The following is a 21,918-nucleotide window of genomic DNA, read 5'->3' on the forward strand; positions in this document are numbered from 1 at the left end:
CCGGAAGTAATGACACCATGTAACCCGGAATGTATTGGAATAGTCGTGACGAATTAAATTTTACAAAATAAAATATCAGGGGCTTTATTGGATGAAAATCAGATTGCTTGTTATTTTTTTTAGCATCATATTCATGACCGCTTCTTTTGTCAAAAGTGAACCAAACAATCATACTGAATTAAAAAAGCAACTTATTGATTATATGAAAGTGGGTAAGATACCAGGTTTGTCACTGGTCATTATTGATAAGCACAACAAAACACACCTAATAACTTTAGGCAAACAGAACGAAAAACAAAATGGAGACATTAAGCAGGAAACAGTGTTTGAATTGGGATCGACGAGTAAAGCTTTTACTGGGTTAATCGCGGCACAACTCATTGAAGAAGGAAAAATAAAACAAGAAACAACCATTTCTTCTGTCCTGCCTTCGCTCTCATTTTATTATGATAATCAGCCGATAGAGGTCAGCTTTATTCAATTGCTGAATCATTCATCGGGGATTCCATTTTCAAGTGTTGATTTTATTTATGGTGGTAATAGCAGCGATTCTCTGGAGAATATGATTAATCGTATTGAACGGATAGATCTTCATAACAACCCCGGAACGCTTTATTCCTATGCAACGATTAATTATGATATTGCAGCCAGAATGATGGAAGTGGTAACACAGCAACCCTATTCTGAGCTATTAAAGAAATATGTGTTAACCCCGCTGAAAATGAATGATACCTCAGTTGATGCTATGGTTAACCATAAGGCAACAGGCTATCAGATAAGCTATCTTGCCCCCAGACCATACGATACACCGTTCTTCATTTCTAATGTTCCTGCCGGATATATTCAGACAAACGCAATTGATATGGCTAAGTGGCTACGTTTTCTTCTTAAGGGTAACGATTCACCATTAAGCAAATATAAAAAGCGTATGTTTGAGCCCAATACACAATTATCGACGAATGAGGGTAAAGATGTTCATTATGCGCTAGGATGGTCTATAAATAACGATAAGATATATCATACTGGAATGAACCCGAATTTCTCCAGTTTTATTGGAATGAATACTAAATCTAACGTCGCTGTTGCTGTTATGGCGAATGTTAACAGTAATGTCACATTTACTATTGGTGAACAAATTTTAAAGCAACTGTCATCGGGAAATGGGACAATAAACCTGACCTCCGCTAATGATGTTGAACTGTTTGATACATTTGATAGAGTATTTTTAGCATCAGGTGTTTTACTTTTCCTGTTTTTGCTAATAATAATATTCAGAATTTATCGTAATAATATAACTAAAAAGAGCAGGCACTTGTCTGGGGCAAAGAAAGTCATCGTGATAATCTCAATCTTAGCCTGTTTGAGTTTGACGCTGTTAAGTTTCGTTTTTCCCGCCGTTTTATTAAATATGTCTTGGAATTCATTGATTATCTGGATGCCAATGAGTTTTATACTAATGTTAACATTGTTAATTTTGACTTTAATCATGAGCCTGATTCATTTACTCATCATATTTTTTCGCCATATATCCTATGCTAAAAACCAAAATAAATAGGAGCATGTTAATGACTAATTTGTAATGGGTTTATTTGCGTTCCTTAGCGGGTGAATTATACCGTGATATGCGTATTTTGACAGATTATTTCAATAATGCCTTTATCTCCAATAAAACATAGAGCCGGAGATCAGGTTGTTTAAATTATCTATATAAAATTAGGTTGTTAATATATGACGAATTCATTTGATATAGCTATCGTTGGCATGGCTTGTAATTTTCCTGATGCAACTACACCACAAATGTTTTGGCAAAATCTTATTTCAGGAAAAGAAAGTATAAAAAAATTTACTGATGAAGAGTTAATAAAGAACGGGTACAGCAAAGAAGAGATCAATGATCCTAATTTTGTCCCCGCTAAAGCGATACTCAATGATTACAAGTCCTTTGATAACAATGTATTTGGTTATCTCAAAGACGAAGTTGATAAAATGGACCCGCAATGTCGGTTATTACACGAATGCTGCTGGCATGCCCTGGAAGATGCTGCGTATATTCCCGGCGATAATAAAGACAGAATAGGTTTATTTGCGGGTGCTTCGATCAATTTGCCGTGGATTTCTCATCAGCTAAAACAGAAGCTGACTCCGGCTGAAATCTTTGATGCGGTGAATTGGAGCCTGCCGGAATCTATCATTACCCGGATAGCTTATCGATTAGGTTTAAATGGGCCGGTGATGTCTGTGCATACCGCCTGCTCAACTTCTTTGGTTGCCATTCATACTGCCTGCCAGTCAATATTAAGTGGAGATTGTGATCTGGCATTGGCTGGTGGGGTTTCCATTTCATTACCCCAGGAATCAGGCTATACATACCAGCGGGGAATGATCCGCTCGGCTGATGGGCACTGTCGTCCATTTGATGCGCATTCGAATGGTACTGTGGGTGGCAATGGAGTGGGAATTCTGCTTCTGAAACTTCTTGATCGTGCTTTAGAAGATAATGATCAAATCCATGCGATTATAAAAGGGTCATCAGTTAATAATGACGGGCAACGTAAAGTGGGGTTCACGGCGCCAAGTATAGAAGGGCAAGCAGAGGTTATTGCCAGTGCGCATATGTTGGCTGGTGTGGAGCCGGAAGATATCAGTTACATAGAATGTCATGGAACAGCTACTGAAATTGGTGATCCCATTGAAGTGACCGCACTGGCACGTGTATTCCAAAATTCCCATCATGTTTGTTGGTTGGGTGCGGTAAAAAGTAATATTGGTCATTTAGATGAAGCCGCCGGTGTTGCAGGCGTCATCAAAACTATTATGTCATTGAAGAATAAACAATTAGCCCCCACGCTGCATTACAATAAGCCGAATGATAAGCTGCATATAGATGAAACACCGTTTAAAGTTGTAGCCAGCCCTATGGATTGGACAGTGCCTGTGGGGAAAAAAAGAATGGCAGGCGTCAGTTCTTTTGGTATTGGGGGAACGAATGCGCATATCGTGATTGCCGAAGCTGATCAGCAAGAAGAAGTACAAGAAAAAGTACAAGATAATGGACAGCCGAATGTATTTTTAATTTCAGCAGAAACGCCCACCGCGCTACAAAATAATCAACAGAATTTGCTGAATGCGCTTAAAGGTTCTAATCCGTACCGCTTAAATGATATTGCATATGTTTTGCAGGAAGGAAGAAAACATCACCGTTATCGTAAAGCGTTTGTTGGTTCAACATATCAGGAATTATGTTCAGCTTTGGAAAGAGAGACGACGAACCCCGTAAAAGCAAAAGATTCAGAACAGAATATTGTGTTTATGTTTCCCGGGCAGGGAGCACAGTATTCAAATATGGCACTGTCACTTTATGAAAATCACGTATTATTCCGTTCAATTGTTGACTCATGTCTGCTTTTGGCTTCTGAGTATCTTGGTGAGTCCCTGCAAGACAAATGGTTTAATTATGGCGATGGTGATTTTCTTAGCGAAACACAATATGCACAGCCAGCCATTTTTATTATCGAATATGCGCTTGCCAAATGTTTAATTGATATAGACATCAAACCCTCAATGCTCATCGGTTATAGCTTTGGGGAGCTGGTTGCTGCAACTATTGCTGACGTTTTTACATTAGAAGACGCATTAAAGTTTGTTGTAAGACGCGGACAACTCATGCAAAGTCTGCCTACTGGCGCCATGCTGAGTATCCCACTGCCTGCATCAGAGGTATTGCCGCTTTGCCCTGATCACATTGTTATCGCAATAGATAATAAAGATTCTTGTGTCGTTTCATCTGATGAACTATCCATCGAAGAATTTTCTCAGGTATTAAAGAAAAAACGCATCCTGACGACGCCCATCAAATCCAAACATGCAGCACATTCCCCCGCAATGACGAAAATAAAGGAGGAATTACTGCAAATACTTTCTGGCTTTACGTTAAATGCGCCGAAAACAGCAATCATGTCCTCTGTGACGGGTAAAATACTTTCTGCCGGAGACGTAAAATCAATTCACTATTGGGCTGAACAAGCGGAAAGAACGGTGTGTTTTGTTCAGGGAATGGAAAATATTCTTAATGCCAGTAATCATTATGTGTTGATTGAAGTGGGAGTGGGAAGAGATCTCGTTAATTTAATTCGCCGATATACGACACCAGAATCCTCGCAATCAATCATACAATTACTGCCGGAAGATAATAAAGCTAACAGTCATCCTTACTTATTCTGGGCTGGATTAGGGAAAATATGGCAACAAGGCGTTAAAATTCAATGGAGCAAAATACGCACATCACCAGATTGCAAACGTATTTCATTGCCCGGTTATGCTTTTGACAGAAGTACCTACTGGCCTGAAAATGCGAATTTCTTACATCTGTTTTCTGGCAATGAAAGTATAGAAACGAGTCAGACACCTATTACCAAGAATGAAAATATATCAGATTGGTTTTATCAATCTGTCTGGCAACAGGATCTTTTAAGAAACCTGAAGCAAGAGAAAAACGTTAAGACAGCGCTTTTATTCAAGTTAGGGGATAATTCTGAGCAAAGTACCCTTTACGAACAAGCATTAGCCAATCATTATCACAAAGTTATTCAAGTTAGTCTTGGTCAGCAATGTAAATTGGAAATTGGAGCTCCAAGTACCATTCGTGGTCTCAACAGTGAAGATCATGCAAATTTATTCAAATTTCTTAACAATAACCAGATTTCAATTGAAGACATTATCATTGATTGTACCGGTGTAAACCTGGCGGTTAATGAACAATTGGCTTCGGTACTTTATTTACTCAAATCACATCGCGCATTTTGCAATATAAATCATTTAAAGAATATTACCTTACTTATCCAGAATGCACGTGAAGTTTGTAATGAACCTGATATTGATCCGAATGCGGCTGCGATGCTGGCTATCAGCACGATTATTCGACAAGAATTCCATGAAATATCTTGCCGGGCTATCGATGTTGGTCATGTTGATGATTGCTCTGCTGAGATGCTAATACGCGAAATCGAAGAGGGCGGAAATAAAACGGTTATCTACAGAAATAACCGGAGATGGACTGAAGCATTCTTACCATCTATTCCCTTTGTGAAGGATGAAACCTCCCGCTTGAAAAAAGAGGGGGTGTATTTACTCATTGGTGGGCGTGGTTTTATTGGTCACACATTCTCCCAATACCTTGCTACAGAGTATAACGCTAATTTGGTTATTTCTTCACGCGCCAAACACGAACATGACCAGAAGTGGCAATCTGTCACCGATGCTGCAAAAAACCTGGAGTTTGTTCAGGTTGATGCGAGTGATCATGACGCCATGAAAAAACTTATCCATGATTTGGTTGCCAAATATGGCCGTATTGATGGTGTATTCTACTTGGCGGGGTTAAGCGATGACGCTTCGTTTAGATCAATAAGTGAAACGGAGATAGGGTATATTGATAGCCATCTCGTTCCTAAGCAAAAAGGGATAACGGTATTAGAACAAGTTTTGGAACCTGTTAATTATGACTTTTGCCTGATCGTTTCTTCTTTGGCGCCTATTCTCGGAGGTGTAGGGTTTTTCGCATATGCGGCCGCCAGTGCCTATTTAGATTCGTTTGTATTACGCCATAATCGGAGAAATAGAAAAACATGGGCATTAATCAACTGGGATGGCTGGGAATTAGCAGAAAAAGAAAAAATTAATGCGGGAGTGGGCAGTAGCCTGTCACACTTGCTTGTAACAAGAAGTGAAGGAATTGCTTTATTAGAAAAGGTACTCAATTATCGGGAAAAACAAGCCATTGTGATCTCAACTGCGGATATCAATGCACGTATTGCCCAATGGTCGGCTCCTGCTATCCACGATAATGAGACAGCCATTCAACATGGGAATTACGCAAAAAGACCTGATTTAGATTCTGAATATGTCTTACCAAAAAGTTATATTGAGAAAAAATTAGCCTCAATTTGGCAAGATTTTCTGGGAATTGAACCGATTGGCTTAAAAGATGATTTCTTTGAACTGGGCGGTAATTCACTCAAAGCGATAACATTATTATCGAGGGTACACAAAAATTGCAAAATAGATGTCTCATTAACACACTTCTTTAAGAACCCGACGATCGAAGACATTGTTATTTTATCTGCTTCACAGGCAGAATCAGAGTATCAAATGATATTGCCAGCAGAAGCTCAGGAAACCTACCCGCTATCATCCGGACAGCGACGGCTTTATCTGCAACAGATTATGGATAAAAATTCGGTTGCTTATAACGAAACAGCCGCATTTAACATTGTTGGTAAACTAGACAGGGACAAGTTTAACAAAACACTTCAATTATTATTTAAACGACAGGATTCACTGAGAGCATCATTTATTCTTTATGATGGCGAACCAAGACAAAAATATCATGATGACATTGAAATAAATGTGGAATATTTAAAGCTTGACTCATCCAATATGAGTGATGATGAGGTGAAAATTAAGGTTAATAGTCTTATTAAGCCATTTAAATTAGACGAGCCACCATTGATAAGAGTGACCCTAATTGAAGTTCGGGAAGGACACTACATATTCTTCTTGGATTTACACCATATTATTTCGGATGGGCTTTCTCAAGATATTTTCGTAAGGGACTTTTTAGAGCTTTACCAGGATAAGGAGCTGAAACCGTTAGAAATACAATATAAAGACTATACGGTTTGGCAACAAAGAATGGTCAATGATAGTCGTATATTGAAACAGAAGGCGTTTTGGTTATCAACGTTAAAAAATGTACCGGAGCTTAAATTACCTATAGATTATGCCCGAACAAACGAGGTCGGTAATATAGGTGGCCGGATAGATTTTGTGATTGATAAAGCATTGAGTGATCAACTTGATGAGCTGGCAGAGTGCGAAAATATCACAAAATTTATGCTTTTCATTTCGTCTTATGCGCTTTTGATGAAAGATATATCCGGACAAGATGAATTTGCCGTAGGTACACCAATATTGGGACGACCGCAAAATGAACTACAAGATATCATTGGTATGTTTGTAAACTTGTTGCCGATTGTCTTTGAGTGTAACGGTGAATTACCCTTTAAGCACTTTGTCAAAAGGATAGCTGAAAGAACGATAGCCTCATTTGAGAATGCTGACTTTCAGTTTGAAAATATGGTGAAGGAGCTTAATATTAAGCCAAGGTTAAATAGAACACCGATTTTTGATACCGTATTTTCCTATATGAATATTGGAATGGCAGATTTTGTATTACCTGAAGTTAAATTCTCTCGTTATGATCTCCATCAGGAAAATACCCGATTTGATATTACCTTTTTTGTTAAGGAAAATTATTCAGGCTATGAATTTAACATTGAATACAAAAAGAATTTATTTAAAGAGGAAACAATGGAGTATTTCAAGTATCGATATATTACATTGTTAAATAACATTATCGCTTATCCTGATAAAGACATTAAATTTATATTGAATGCAAACAATGAAAATCATCATGATGAAGTGACGGAGAGTGATTTTCTGGATTTTAATTTTTAGCCATATCTGTTTAATACCAAAGCATTTTCAAGTTTTTTAATGGCTGTAAATACATTCCCAGTCCGTAAATGATTATGTGGCTGGGGATGTTGAATTACATCAATAATCCGACAACATCTTATTTATAGAGTTAATATGTTAGATAAAATTCATTTAAATACACCGATAAATGCGAAATTGAGATTATATCTCCTGCATCATGCGGGGGGATCTCACATGTTTTACAGAACATGGCAACGAGAATTACCTGATTGGATAGAGTTCATTGCGATAGAACTTCCTGGTCGGGGATTGAGTTTTGGCAAAGCGTGCCTGGAATCGATGGAAGACATTTTAGAGGCGTTATTGCCTGTGATTAAGACCGATAAACCATTTGCGTTTTTTGGGCATAGTATGGGGGCATTAATTACTTATGAATTGACTTTAAAATTGCAAGCGAGCTGTATATACCCACTGTGGATTGGCCTATCTGCATTCAAACCACCTCATATAAAAAGAGCAGAATTAGTTCATCGCGACTTAATGACGGAAAATCAGTTTTTAGATTATTTAAAAACATTAGGGGATGTCAGTGAATTAATTGAAGATAAACATGCAATGAAAATCATGCTTGAAATAATCAGGAAAGATTTTAAAGTCATTGATGATTTTATCATGAGTGAATCAAAAATTGATAATAAAACTGCAGTAGGTTTGTTTTATGGTAAAAAAGATTCAGAGGTGACATATGAAATGATGAAAGATTGGCCGGGCTATATTTCAGGTCGATGTACAATCTATGGATTCCAGGGTGGGCACTTTTATTTACAAGAAGTTAAAAGTGAAGTCATCAATAAAATAACATTTGAAATAAATAAAATCATATAGGAAATAAAATGAAATACGTCATTATTTGGACATTAATTTTACATCAGAAATGGAATGCGCTTAATCGGAATGAACGGAAAAAATTGCAAAATGAACATTTGCCAGAGATATTAAAAAAATACAGTTCATCCATTAGCCTGAGAACGATAGATACTGAGGGTTTTACCGCAGAGTTTCAGGATTTTGTTATTATAGAAACAGAAAATTTAAGTGACTATTATTGTATGTTGCAGGATATGAGAAACACACGAGTCTTCTCTGAAGGGTATTTGAATATCTCTAAAGTTTTCATGGGAATTGAAAACGCTCATGAGGTTTATAACGATGATTGATTTTAACTAACTTTATGTATTTTAAATACATTCTTTGAAAAATGTCAATGAGAACGTTAATTAGGTCAGCTAATTTATGAGATCAATTGAGTCAACACTCAAATGATAGGATATCGATATAATGAATGTAAAAAATGAATTAAATACAAACATTGATAAAGAATATTTTTGGAAGAGAATAATTAATGATCATGAACCCTCTGAGTTTGAAAAATCTCTGATATTCAATCATGATGGCGTGAACCGACAAAAAATAGTGTTTTCACGTGAAGAATCACAAAATATCTTATCCATGGCGAATGGTTCAGATAAACGATTAAGTACTTTACTGATATCACTGATGGGTTTTGCTCAGTCAATAATGCAGAGAAGCCAAAGCTCTTTAATTTTAACCACAAGTTATCTCGATGATGGTGAAGAACCTCAGATAATATGTATTCCGACAAAATATTCACCTGAACAATCTTTGGCCGATCTCATAAAGACAGTATCAAAAGATATCCAGAATTTATTACAGTATAGAATAGGTTCATTTCACGAAATTTGTGAACAACCTAAATTTTTCACATCGTGTATTCTATTGAAAAACTGTCAGACGGTGAATAAAGAAATTTATAATTTATCTGTTTCTCAAGTATTTTTTGAACATGATGATGAAATAATAAGTTGTGAAGTTTATTCACCTTATCATGTTAATTATTATACCGAAATTATTAAAATGGTCGTGTTGTTGAGCCAGCAAATTCGTTCTCATAAGTCGCTCGGTGCGCTCAAATTATCGGAAGAATCGGGTGTATATGCCCATCACTTTACACCTGAAATTGACAGTCATTCTACTATTCATTCTTTATTTGAAGAACGAGTAAAACAGCATCCTTTGCGCACAGCGATCACAGATGAACATTGCACCCTCAGTTATATCGAATTAGATAAATTAAGCTCAATGTTTGCCACTACATTGTTAAGCCAGGGAATTAAACAATATGATACCGTCGGTATTCATATGAATCGTTCATGTGCCGCCATTGTTGCTATGCTGGCTGTTTTAAAAATAGGGGCTAAATATTGTCCACTTGATATAAATTGGCCTGCTTCGCGAAAGAAACATGTTAAAGATACCGCCTTGATTAAGCATGTCATTGTTTCTGATGAAACGATCTGTGAGCTTGAAGATTGTCAGAATATTGTTTATGTATCGCTTGATAGCGATACCAATATTGATATCGGTGAACAGTATCATATAACGTCAGAAGATTCTGCTTATGTTATTTTTACGTCTGGTTCAACAGGTGCGCCAAAAGGTGTTGAAGTTTCGCATGCTGCTGTCATAAATCTGGTTTTAGGATTACATGACAGAGTTTATCAACATTATCAGGGTACTCTGAATGTAGCCATGATGTCTGCACTGAGTTTTGACGCCTCAGTACAACAACTATATCCGGCATTGTTACTCGGCCATACTCTTCATATGGTGCCTGAGTCCGTCAGGCGGGATGGAAAAAGGGTGGTTGAATTCTGGGGCAAGAATGCTATCCAGATTGCAGATTGTACACCGACACATTTACGTATGATCCGAACACAATTCGCAGAACATTCAATTCGTTGTACGGTCAATCATCTTATGATTGGTGGTGAATTGTTGGAAAAACATAATTGGTATAATTTTGCCAAATGTTGGGAGTCGGTTCCTAATGCTTCTAATGCTTACGGCCCGACAGAATGTTGTGTACAATCCACTTCTTTTGAATTTAACGAGCAGAGTGAAATTCAAACACCGACAATTCCCATTGGTTTTCCGATGCCGGGTGAAGAGATTATATTGATTGACGACTTTTTAAGACGGTTACCTGAAGGCGCAATTGGTGAAATTGCCATTGCTGGAAAGGGGCTTGCAAAAGGCTACATAAATCATCCAGAGTTAACCGCCGAAAAGTTTATTACTATCGAAGGTAAAAAATATTATAGAACCGGTGATCTTGCCCAATATTCAGGAAAGAATGGCTTAATTTATCTTGGCCGATCTGATAATCAGGTCAAAATTAATGGTTATAGAATTGAATTGGGGGAAATAGAAGTCATTACTCAAAAAACGATTAATGAACAAATCAATGGGCTTGAGCCCGGTTCGAAAGCGATTTGTGATGTTTTTGTTATGGTTAACTCCCAAGATTCAGACAATAAATTTTTAGTGGCTTATATATATACCAATATTGAATTTAACGGAGAGGTTTTGAAGAAAGTATTGGTTGAACGTTTGCCAGGTTACATGGTTCCGAGTTATTTCATTAAGGTTGAAGAATTCCCGCAAAATAACAGCGGTAAAATCGATGTGGCGAGGTTGCCTGATCCCAGAAGCATCGCAAGAAGCATTGAAATGAAACCTTGTAGTAGTGAAGTTGAGGTCAATATATTATCTCTGTGGTCTGACGTTTTAAAAATGAATAAGGAAAATATCAGTTCAGGTGATAATTTTTTTGATTTGGGTGGTTCTTCATACACATTGTTACAACTGAGTATTAAGTTGAATGAATTTTTTAATAAGGAAATTGAAGTTGTTGATTTATTCCAATATACCACAATAGAACAACAAGCAATTTTTATAGAATCTCATGGCAAGGCAAATAATTTGGTTGACGATAATCAACTTGAACAATTTGATAATGCGATAGGAATGTTTAATCATTGAGTGTAAATGGTCAAAAATAAAATGATGAACAATCAGTATATGAATGGATTTCGTGAACTTTCGATTCGTATTTATTTTTAATTTTCATTGGTGATGACATATTATGAGTAAAGAAGAAAACCCAATTAATGATAAATTATCTCAAAAATTAACAGGTCTGGAAATCGCTATTGTTGGCATTTCCTGCCGGTTTCCTGATAGCCCAACGGTCGAAAGTTTTTGGAAAAATTGTCTTGAGGGTAATGACTGTATCACCCGGTTTTCTGATGAAACGTTAGCTAAGAATGGTGTTCCTGAACATGAATATAAGCACCAGAATTATGTCAATGCGAAAGGTGTGATTGAAAATCCTTTACGGTTTGATGCTGAGTTTTTCCAATACAATAAGCGCGAAGCGGAATTACTTGAGCCACAAATCAGGCACCTTCACGAATGTAGTTTTGATGCATTAGGTTCAGCAGGTTTAGTGCCTTCAGCTTATAAAGGAAAAGTAGGCTGTTATTTGGTAGCCAGTGCTCAGTTACAGTGGCAAATGGCAGCTTATGAAGAGAGCAAGCAAGATGGAGTCGGTTTATTTTCTGCATTTAGTCTTATCGAAAAAGATTTTGCGGCCACGCGGTTAGCGTATAAGTTGGGGCTGACTGGTCCGGCCGTTGCACTACAAACCGCTTGTTCTTCTTCATTAACCGCAGTGCATATGGCAGCTCGTGCATTATTACTGGGCGAATGCCAGTTGGCTTTAGTGGCTGCCGCCGCTTTGGTGACACCAAATCAACAGGGATATCTCTATCTGGATGGCATGATAGAATCACCGGATGGTGTTTGCCGCCCTTTCGATGAACAGGCCAATGGCACTGTGGGAGGCGAGGGCATTGGAGCCATTGTGCTGCAACCGTTAAAGCAGGCTCTTGCAGAAAAACGGCCTATTATTGCTTTGATTAAAGGAAGCGCGATCAATAATGATGGTGCAAGAAAGATTGGCTATACCGCGCCAAGTATTGAAGGGCAAACAGATGTTATTCGTAGTGCAATCACAGTATCCAAAATTGATCCTAAATCAATTTCATATATTGAAGCACACGGAACGGCAACTAAATTAGGTGACCCAATTGAAATTACTGCGTTAAAAAATGTATTCCATGATTGTCCGGTGGGCAGTATTGCAATAAGTTCAACTAAATCTATTATTGGGCATCTTGATAGTGCTGCTGGTATGGCGGGTTTAATTAAGACGGCATTAATGCTGAAAAACAAAATGCTTTGTGCCAATAAGTATTTCAGCACACCCAATCCTAAATTAAAGCTGGAATCATCACCTTTTTACATTAATAAAAATAGCCAAGAGTGGCATAGCGAATCAATCAGAAGGGCGGGCGTCAGTTCTTTTGGTATTGGAGGGACAAATGCGCATGTCATCCTCGAAGAGATGCTCCATGAACCATTGAAACCTGAATCACCTGAACAAGTGGCACTTTTGCCGTTGTCTGCTAAGAATGCATCAAGTTTATCGATGATGGAAAATGAGCTGCTAAAACTTCTTTCAGAGAAAAAGCATAAATTGTCTGATATTGCTTATACCCTGCAACAAGGGCGGGAACACTTTGATTCCCGATCTGTATTGGTTTGTTCCGGGAGTAAGACATCCAGCACCTTATCTGATTTTATTCACGGAAAAGCAAAACATTCAGCCAAGAGGATCGTCTTTTTATATCCGGGGCAGGGAACACAATATCCGGGTATGGCTTATGCCTTATATCAGCAGGAAACAATATTCAGAAATAGCTGCCAGGATTGTTTCGATTTATTATCTGAAGATACTCAAAAAGAGTTGCATGATTTTTTTGTGAATATATCTGAACAGAAGAGCGTATCCAACGAAATAACCCAATTAGCTATTTTTATTGTTGAATATGCCATGACATCTTTACTGCAACATAAAGGATTTAAACCGTTTGCCTTACTTGGGCATAGTTTAGGTGAGTATGTTGCGGCAACAATATCTGGCGTATTTTCCCTCAAGGACGCCCTACACTTAGTCAGTCAGCGGGCAAAACTCATCGAAATGATGTCACCAGGGATGATGCTGAGTGTCGCATTAGGAATAGAACAGATACGCAGTTACCTTGATGAAAAATTTGATATAGCTGCAATTAATGGTAAAGAATCTGTCGTCATTTCTGGTAATGCGGCTAATATTGAGAGGCTGGCATCTGCTCTTCAAAATGATAATATCCAATGCAGAAGATTAAAAACCTCTCATGCATTCCACTCCAGAACGATAAATGAGATTCAGACAGAATATGCCAAGGCGTTAAATTCAGTCAATTTTAACCATCCTGTGATACCCATTCTTTCTAATTTAACAGGTAGCTGGCATTCTGAAGAAGGTATCAGGCAATCTGCATATTGGTTGTCACATCAACGAAATACAGTTGATTTTTTAGGTAGCATAGAAACATTGTCAGAGTTCCATGACCTTGTTTTTATTGAAGTGGGTCCGGGTAATACTTTATCCAGTTTCATACATAAATATTATCAAAACGAAAATGAAAATAAACCATTAATCATTAATATGATTAAACACCCTAATTTAACAGATGATGATCATGAGTATTTTTATCGTCAGCTTGGGAAAATATGGTGTAATACCGAAGGTATAGATTGGCAAAATATCAATCCGCTACAAGGGCATTTGATTCATATGCCAGTGTATCAGTTTGCCAGAACGGAGTATACTCAACTCAGGGATAAATTAGTTTCTGGCATCAATATAAATAGTGATAATAATACGTTAAATAATAATAAACTCTATTTCCCTGGTTGGCAGCGAGAACTTTATCCTCAAATAGAAGAAGGAAATATAGATCAACCGGTTTTTATTCTTTGTACTCAATCAAGTCATGCCGGTTATCTTGCTTCAAGCAAAGCATTGTGGCCTGATAGCACAGTGATTTTTATTGATGATTCAGATAGTCTTAAATCATTAACACCATTACCTGAAAGTAGATTTCTTCTGATCCCTGAAAAAGAAAGATGCGAAAATGATCCCATTGAATACTATTTGCAATGGGTTGAAGGTCTTCGCATCATTTTAACTCTGCTAGAATTGCAAGCTGCACGATTTATTCTTTTCACCCCTGAAATTGAAAACGTGCTGGGATGTGAACAAGCGATACCAACGATTTCATTGTTAAAGGGGTTGGTTCAATCAATTTCTCATGAGTACCAACAGCATCAAGTAATGCAAATAGATTTATCTGGAAATGACGTACAGGATGACAGATCTAACTTGCTGATACGGGGTCTTGTGAATTCAGGTAAATATAATCAAGTTGCAATACGGCATGGTCAGTTATGGCTTCCTGAATTCAAACCATTATCAATAACGCCTCTGAATAGTGTTGAGAAATCACATGGATTACAAGAAGGGGATTTAGTATTTATTAGTGGGGGTCTTGGTGGTATAGGATTAAAGCTGGCAGAATCATTAGCAATTCAGTATCGTGCACGTTTTGCTTTAGCCTCTCGCTCACCGTTTCCGGCAAGATCTGAATGGGATCTTATAAAGAAAGATCCAACACAAATGGAAACAATGAAAAAAATTGAGAGTATCGAAAAAATAGAACAAGTTGGGAGTGAAGTTTATATTCATTCTATTGATGTCTCTTGTGAAAAAGAGCTTCATTCATTGCTGCAATCAGTTGAAAAGGAATTGGGACCATTCAGTATGGTGATACATGCAGCAGGATCTGATGCTGGTGCATTGATTGCGCAACCTAATCTCACATTGCATCGTGATATCATGGCTGCCAAAGTCATGGGTGCTAATAACTTGCTTTCCTATTTTAGTGACAAAAGCCTTCGTTCCATGCTGTTTTGTTCTTCTTTGCTATCTTATTACGGAGCTTATGGACAATCTGCGTATGTTGCGGCTAATGCTTATTTAGAGGCGATTGCAGACGACCAGAGGTTTCCTTTCAGGATTTGTTCCATCTCTTGGGATCGATGGTTAGAAGTGGGTATGGCGGTTAATACTATAACAAATCCCAATACAACGCTCGGTTTAACTAACCAAGAAGGGCAAGATGTATTTCTTCAGATAATTTCCCATTATCCTAATAAATTTTCAGTGTCAGTATTACCCATAAAAGACAGAATAGAACAAGATGAGCTTTCACGATTAAATAATAAAGATCATGTATACAATATAAAACATTCGCGTGCTGAGGATTCAATAAAAGAGATTATTATAGAAGTATGGAGACACCAACTGGGTCTTTCTGAACTGGATGAGTATATAAGCTTTTTTGATTTAGGCGCGACCTCACTTGATATTGTCCAAGTTAATGAAAAATTAAAGAAGAAGTTAAATATGGATATTCCCATTGCAATGATGTTTACTTATAGTTCTGTAGTTAAACTCCAAACTGCGTTGCAGAATATAATCAATAAATATAGTGGTACGCATCAAGATAAGGAAAATATAAATCAAAATGATAGAAGGAGTTTAGCTAAAAAACGCATGAGTAAAAGGTTACGCAATAATTGAAGTTGTATTGCCAAATGTACTTAATCATTCTAGAAAGAAAATCTTGAGTTCTATTCTGAGGGTTTATTAAATGAAAAAATTATCTGTCTTATTAGTCGGAGGATATGGCATTGTTGGGCAGCAAGTTGCGCAGATTTTAAATCAGCATGCTCCTGAGTTGGAGTTAATTATTGCAGGAAGAAATATTTATAATGCCAGTCAATTAGCCCAAACATTAGGAAATGCAAAGGCAGTGGCTCTTGATATTGATAATATCGATTTATCAGATGAAATAAAAATTGACATAATATTAGCCACTGTTAATGATCCAAAAGATAATTTATTGCATTTTGCAAATAAAAATGGCATCGCTTATATAGATATAACGCGTTGGACTGAACGATTGCAGGTTGCACTAAGCAAGGCTGTAATCATGAAAAATAAAAAACCAAGCTCAATGATTTTTGCGTCATCGTGGATGGCGAGTGTGGTTGCAACACTTGCCAATAATATGAGTAAATCATTGGTGAACGTCACGAGTATTGATATCAGTATACTCAGTGCTTCGAATGATCAGTCAGGCCCGGATTCATTTGATTATTTAGATAGCCTTGCGACGCCATTTACTGTAAAACAAAATGGGCGATATCAGAAAACACGCCCTTTTTCGGATGAACGTATTATCTTATTTGATGATAATTGTCGGTATAGTGTTTTTCGCATAGATATGCCTGATCAATTTATTTTGCCTTTAATAACAAATGCTCAAACCGTTGCCACGAGAATTGGTTATGATAATCATAAGGCGAATAAGATCTTATCATTTTTTATAAAAAATGGTATTTGGAAATTGATATCAGGTGATCTGTTTAAAAAGTTACGTAAAAAGATTTTTTATCATCCCGGTACCGGAGATCAGCATCAAATTCGGATTGATATACATGGAACTGATGAAAAAGGGGATCGAAAACACATATATACCCATATTAAAGACCCGAAGGGACAAGCACATTTAACCGCTACAGGCGCTGCTGCTTTAGTTATGCAGTTGGCTGAGCACATTCAACGTGATCAAGATGATATCTTGATGATGGGAGAAGAGTTTTTATATGTTGAAAAGCTTAAAGCCCTTTTACAGTCAGAAGATATCATTCTTAATGAGAAAAATGAAATATTGACGTAATTCCTTTTAAGTTATCTTAAGTGACTGGAATAAGAAAGCTGATTAAACGAACCTTCCAGTCACATAGTTAACTATCAAAACTTAATTCATCTCATTGTTAATAAAATATCAGGAGAGGATTTAATTATGCCGTTGTCTGAAATAAAGTTAAGTAATCATTTCAATATATCTCGCAATGTGATTTCCAGTTTAAGAACACTAAGGAAATTGGATAATTATCACTGGGCTATTGCACTTTCAAAAGATTATCTTGTTGTAATAATTGCGATATATTTAAGTGTTGGTATAAGTTTCTGGTTCTACCCACTCTCTTTATTGATGATAGGTTCGACACAACGGGCGTTCACTAATATATTACATTATTCATCTCATCATGTTTTAGCTAAAAACAAGTTCCTGAATTATATCGCCGGGACTTTTTTATCTGGGAATTTGGTATTTCATTTGCTTAGCACTTATAAAGATCCCCATGTCAGGTATCATCACGCTCATTTAGGTGACCCAGAAAAAGATCCTGATTATAAATTCCATATAGATAGTGGATTATATGATTTTAATCAAAATGATAGGGAGTTTTTTATACAAAATATATTATTAACCCTTTCAGGATACAGAACATTCAAATATATAAAATATGTCATAGAAGACATAATTAAATCAAGGAGGAATAAAGAGTTAAAAAAAGACGAAGATAAAGTTATAAAGAAAAAATCAGAAAATAAAAATGATAAAGAATCAACTTACTTTTTTATTTATTGGATTATCATACTTTCAATTATCATTTATTCTGGTTACTTCCTGTATTTTATTCTACTTTGGATAGTTCCATTATTTACGGTTACAGTAGCTATTGGGTGGATTATCGGCATAGCTGAACATTATCCTCTGCCCGCATCCGAAAAGGAGGCATTATTGCTAACACGAAATACAAAAGGTATTTGGTGGGAACGCTTCTTGTTTGGAAGACATTATGATAATTATCACTTAGTGCATCACTTGTATCCGGGTATTCCTCATTGGAATATCAAGAAAGCACATATATATTTATTGAATGATCCCAATTATCAAAAATGGGATGATTTGTGGGGAGGGATATTTATCCGTGAATATCCGCATCAAGAAACAATGCTAAGCTATGCATCAAAGTATAGAAAATTCAAAAAAGAGAATAAAGAGGGGAGTTTTGCAAAACGTCTACTTTCTATTTGAATATTTTTTATATTAAAACGGTTTAATCTAAAGGGCTTTCAGGGTCCTATTGTGCTTTTTGGGTATCAAGCAATCAGTTTCGGGATATCATAACGATTTGTATTATTTATTCTGTAACTGATTGTCTTTCACGCCCGGTTAATTAACAATCAGTTCTTTCGTTGAGTGAATAAACTTAATGTTTCAACGTTGAGTAAGGTGCTAAGAAGATATTCTATTTATTTTAAAATTAAAAACCCCGCTGTAGTATCTTATACTCATATTCTTGAGCATTAAGTTGCGTTTGTAGTTGCATCATAAATGCATCTTGATGTTTAAATTCATTGCAAACAAATAAATCAAGAGCAGCGTACTGATATTCAGGCCATGTGTGAATAGTAAAATGTGACTCTGATAATATTAGTGCACCACTGACACCCCATGGTTGGAATTGATGGAAGTTATGAGTCACAACATTCAGCTGACATTGTTGGGCAATATCAAGCATGATTTTTTCAATGGCTGATACAGATTTCAGTACCTCTGCATCACAATCTTTCATATCTATGATGATGTGAGTGCCGAGTTGTCGTGTATTATCCGGTGAACTTACTTTTTCCTGACCACGATATTGAAATTTAGTGCCGTGGCACTTATTACAAGTTGCCTTTATGAGTTGTTCTATCGTTAATATGTTCTTTCCGTGTCCAATGGTTATCATGTTATTACATGATTTACATTGGTAAAATTTTATACGAGGGTTAATTTCTCCAGTATAGATTTTATCTGAATAATTATTTCCCCCTGAGATCGTCGGGTATGTTTGAGGTGTAACAGCAAGAACATAGAGATCGCTGATATTACTGATAATACTTCCGCCATGATATTTATTAAATTGCGGATAAATATTTTTGATAAGAAGATTCTGATTATTGAATAACCTTTGAACTTCTTGGTTTTCTATTGGTTTTTTTTGACCAAAGGAGAGTAAGATCTCACTATTATCATTTTTAGTGAAACTAATTGCCCGTGATAAAAATAGTTTTAATCCGCTCAATGTATAAGGTGGATCAGTCAAGACGATATCAAAATTTTTAGTGTATACATTAGAGAGTTTTAGATCTAAATATTCAGTATTAATGACAAAATCATTTTGCTCTGCGACATCCCGAATAAATGTTAGTAGGTCCTGATCGATATCCTTGACAAAAATATTTTTTGAGCAGTCGTAGCCGAGCATTTTAAATGCCATCATCAGAGCTAAGGAAGTCAAATCATCATCACCCAAAAATAAAATATTTTGTTTAAATACCCTTGGATTATTAAGTAATAGCATTACCCGGCGTATTGATGTTTCTAATGTTGCATGTGCTTGATCTAACAAAACATTGACTTGAGGTCTGCTGTTATATATAGGCTCCAATAAAACGGAAATCTCTTTCTCAAACTCTTCTCGTTTCTCCTCTGATGACAGTAAGTTATATTTATTTATATCAATTGATCGGTATCCCAGCTCATCTTGTACGTATTTTACGCCGATAGAGTTTAATTTAAAAACACCTTTGTTTTCAGCATAATCACATTTTATTAATTCTTTTTTAAATGCAGAGATGATAGGAATAGGTAATTTACTATTTAATGAAAGATCTCTATTTGAGGTATGGCCATATAAATATATTCTTATTAATAACTCTTCTAGAATCTCAACTGGATGTGATAATTTCATATTATTTTTTATAGTATTAAGCTTGTTCATTTTAATCTCTTTTTGATATGGTATTTCGTTCGGATTTTTTCGATTATCTTCAAAAATATTATTTTTATTTTTCTAGTTCTAAGGTTTTATCTTCCTGTAAATTATTTATTATAATTTTCATTATATAGAGCTGGATAAGTTTCAACTAGTTTTTATTTATTATGCAATAATAAACCTAAGTTATGTTTTTTCATGGATTGAATATTAAGCGTTGAATATTTCACTAAATCAAGATAATATGTTTTTTTAATTATTTTTCGTTGTTTTTTTAGGTGTTATGAATGTACTCTGATATAAATACGCTTATTTTTTTCCTGTCTTGTACTAATGGTCAGGTTATTCACTAAACGTATTTTTTATGCTCAATGCTCAATGCTCAATGCTCAATGCTCAATGCTCAATGCTCAATGCTCAATGCTCAATGCTCAATGCTCAATGAACGTCACTATTCTTTTACTGTGCATTTACTTTGATGCGAAATAGTCAACTGTTTTTGATTTAATCTTTTTATACGGTGTCGGTGGGTGAAGTTATTTCTTTCTATACGTTGAATACGCGTTTTTCCTATTAAATAATTTTCTTCCGAAAGATAATCATAAACAGCATAATTATCGGCACACGGTAAAAGCGGATATTAAAAGAAGATAAAAATGCTAAATAGCTTGTCAAAATGGTAGGAGTATCAAAGAAACTCGATCCTAAATTTGCGAAATTTTTGTTCCCAAAACGCAAAATCACAGAAAAAAGGATCGAGTCATGCTTATGATACCAGCCACTTCACGCAATGAACGTCGGCAGATGAAAAAAATCGTTCAAAAAACATCTGATAAAGATTATGCACGGTGGTTCATGGGGATACTTCTACTGTGTAAAATACATTCTGTCCCCCAAGTGGCGGGAATACTTTGTTGCGCTGAATCTTCCGTTTGGCGTTGGCTGAAAAAGTTTAGAGAGCAAGGATGGGCGGGCTTACAGAGCTTACCTGCCGGGCATAATATTCAGTGGCATTTAGCACGTTATTTGCCTCTTCTCCATTATTTTTTAGAGCACGCTCCCCAGCAATTTGGCTATATCGGTTCTCGCTGGAGTCTGTCGTTTTTTGTGTTTTTACTCAGAAAATATATGCATATTACGCTTTCCATCAACACACTTTACCGTTATTTCTGCAAACAAGGTATTGTCTGGCGACGAGTGGCCCCTGCATTAAAACAATCTGATCCCGAATATGACGAAAAAATGGCGCGTATTACTGAAGCGCTTTCTCAGGCTGGCGAAAAACATACTGTTGTTTATGAAGATGAAGTTGATATTAATTTTAATCCTAAGATTGGCGCTGACTGGTACTTTAAAGGCCAACAAAAACGGATTGTGACACCTGGTCAAAATCAAAAATACTATTTTTCCGGTTGTCTTGATGCCCAAACAGGAAAGATTGTGTCGACGGGTGACACGAAAAAAAGTTCAGATTTATTTATCAAAATGTTAGAAATATTAAAACGAACCTATCGTGATGCAGAAACGCTGAGCGTGATTTTAGATAACTATGGTATTCATAGAAGTAAGAAGGTCAGAGAATGGCTATTGGATCATCCCACCGTGACGCTTCTATTTCTTCCGGTCTATTTGCCTTGGTTAAACAAAATAGAACGGCTATGGCAATCACTCCATGAAACGGTGACACGCAATCATTGTTGCCAATTTATGTGCCAGCTTATTTGTAATGTGAAAATTTTTTTGAAAAAGGTCGTTAACGGCTTGGAAAGCGGTCATGCTCCCAATGATTAGATCTTGTGATAAACTCCCTACTTTTTATTCTGGGTGAGATATGGCTAAAGTGGATGTGATTTGTCGTTACTGTCATAA

Annotated in this window: 10 protein-coding genes and 1 pseudogene; 9 read left to right on the top strand and 2 right to left on the bottom strand. The window is 36.4% G+C overall.

Features of this window, described 5'->3' with window-relative positions; translation table 11 throughout:
• Positions 1-91: 91 nt before the first annotated feature.
• The 8 genes from AACS92_RS13550 (at position 92) to AACS92_RS13585 (ending at position 18,320) form a co-directional block, all read left to right on the top strand.
• Positions 92-1,555, top strand: a complete 1,464-nt coding sequence (locus AACS92_RS13550) for a serine hydrolase domain-containing protein (RefSeq protein WP_099111490.1) — start codon at positions 92-94, stop codon at positions 1,553-1,555.
• Positions 1,556-1,728: 173 nt separating this feature from the next.
• Positions 1,729-7,515 carry a type I polyketide synthase gene (locus AACS92_RS13555; protein WP_099111491.1) on the top strand — a complete coding sequence of 1,929 codons (5,787 nt, stop codon included), beginning with the start codon at positions 1,729-1,731 and terminating at the stop codon, positions 7,513-7,515.
• Between the two features lie 135 nt (positions 7,516-7,650).
• Positions 7,651-8,382 carry a thioesterase II family protein gene (locus AACS92_RS13560; RefSeq protein ID WP_099111492.1) on the top strand — a complete coding sequence of 244 codons (732 nt, stop codon included), beginning with the start codon at positions 7,651-7,653 and terminating at the stop codon, positions 8,380-8,382.
• Positions 8,383-8,390: 8 nt separating this feature from the next.
• Positions 8,391-8,714, top strand: a complete 324-nt coding sequence (locus AACS92_RS13565) for a darcynin family protein (RefSeq protein ID WP_047680361.1) — start codon at positions 8,391-8,393, stop codon at positions 8,712-8,714.
• A gap of 121 nt (positions 8,715-8,835) precedes the next feature.
• On the top strand, positions 8,836-11,400 hold the full coding sequence (locus AACS92_RS13570) for a non-ribosomal peptide synthetase (protein ID WP_099111493.1): 2,565 nt from the start codon (positions 8,836-8,838) through the stop codon (positions 11,398-11,400).
• A 103-nt stretch (positions 11,401-11,503) separates the two neighbouring features.
• The gene (locus AACS92_RS13575) at positions 11,504-15,949 is read left to right on the top strand and encodes a type I polyketide synthase (protein WP_099111494.1); all 4,446 of its coding nucleotides are present in this window, start codon (positions 11,504-11,506) and stop codon (positions 15,947-15,949) included.
• Positions 15,950-16,019: 70 nt separating this feature from the next.
• Complete coding sequence (locus tag AACS92_RS13580; protein ID WP_099111495.1) at positions 16,020-17,111, top strand: saccharopine dehydrogenase family protein; 1,092 nt, start codon at positions 16,020-16,022, stop codon at positions 17,109-17,111.
• A gap of 126 nt (positions 17,112-17,237) precedes the next feature.
• Positions 17,238-18,320 (top strand): fatty acid desaturase family protein, encoded by a 1,083-nt coding sequence (locus tag AACS92_RS13585; RefSeq protein WP_099111496.1) that lies wholly within the window; start codon positions 17,238-17,240, stop codon positions 18,318-18,320.
• A gap of 229 nt (positions 18,321-18,549) precedes the next feature.
• Here AACS92_RS13585 and speD read toward each other — a convergent pair whose 3' ends face one another.
• On the bottom strand, positions 18,550-20,055 hold the full coding sequence (speD, locus tag AACS92_RS13590) for an adenosylmethionine decarboxylase (protein WP_099111497.1): 1,506 nt from the start codon (positions 20,053-20,055) through the stop codon (positions 18,550-18,552).
• A 445-nt stretch (positions 20,056-20,500) separates the two neighbouring features.
• Positions 20,501-20,659 (bottom strand): annotated as a pseudogene (locus AACS92_RS21940) (IS1 family transposase); the annotation flags it as partial.
• Positions 20,660-20,811: 152 nt separating this feature from the next.
• On the opposite strand from AACS92_RS21940, the gene AACS92_RS13595 reads away from it, so the two are divergent.
• Positions 20,812-21,840 carry an IS630 family transposase gene (locus AACS92_RS13595; RefSeq protein ID WP_099111498.1) on the top strand — a complete coding sequence of 343 codons (1,029 nt, stop codon included), beginning with the start codon at positions 20,812-20,814 and terminating at the stop codon, positions 21,838-21,840.
• Positions 21,841-21,918 lie beyond the last annotated feature (78 nt).

This window comes from Xenorhabdus sp. KJ12.1, from assembly GCF_963876495.1.
Lineage (GTDB): Bacteria > Pseudomonadota > Gammaproteobacteria > Enterobacterales > Enterobacteriaceae > Xenorhabdus > Xenorhabdus stockiae.

What these genes read in the sequence shown, in the direction of transcription:
- AACS92_RS13550 (WP_099111490.1), top strand. Translation starts at nt 92, where the DNA reads ATGAAAATCAGATTGCTTGTTATTTTTTTTAGCATCATATTCATGACC.
- speD (WP_099111497.1), bottom strand. Translation starts at nt 20,055, where the DNA reads ATGAACAAGCTTAATACTATAAAAAATAATATGAAATTATCACATCCA.
- AACS92_RS13570 (WP_099111493.1), top strand. Translation starts at nt 8,836, where the DNA reads ATGAATGTAAAAAATGAATTAAATACAAACATTGATAAAGAATATTTT.
- AACS92_RS13560 (WP_099111492.1), top strand. Translation starts at nt 7,651, where the DNA reads ATGTTAGATAAAATTCATTTAAATACACCGATAAATGCGAAATTGAGA.
- AACS92_RS13580 (WP_099111495.1), top strand. Translation starts at nt 16,020, where the DNA reads ATGAAAAAATTATCTGTCTTATTAGTCGGAGGATATGGCATTGTTGGG.
- AACS92_RS13585 (WP_099111496.1), top strand. Translation starts at nt 17,238, where the DNA reads ATGCCGTTGTCTGAAATAAAGTTAAGTAATCATTTCAATATATCTCGC.
- AACS92_RS13555 (WP_099111491.1), top strand. Translation starts at nt 1,729, where the DNA reads ATGACGAATTCATTTGATATAGCTATCGTTGGCATGGCTTGTAATTTT.
- AACS92_RS13595 (WP_099111498.1), top strand. Translation starts at nt 20,812, where the DNA reads ATGCTTATGATACCAGCCACTTCACGCAATGAACGTCGGCAGATGAAA.
- AACS92_RS13565 (WP_047680361.1), top strand. Translation starts at nt 8,391, where the DNA reads ATGAAATACGTCATTATTTGGACATTAATTTTACATCAGAAATGGAAT.
- AACS92_RS13575 (WP_099111494.1), top strand. Translation starts at nt 11,504, where the DNA reads ATGAGTAAAGAAGAAAACCCAATTAATGATAAATTATCTCAAAAATTA.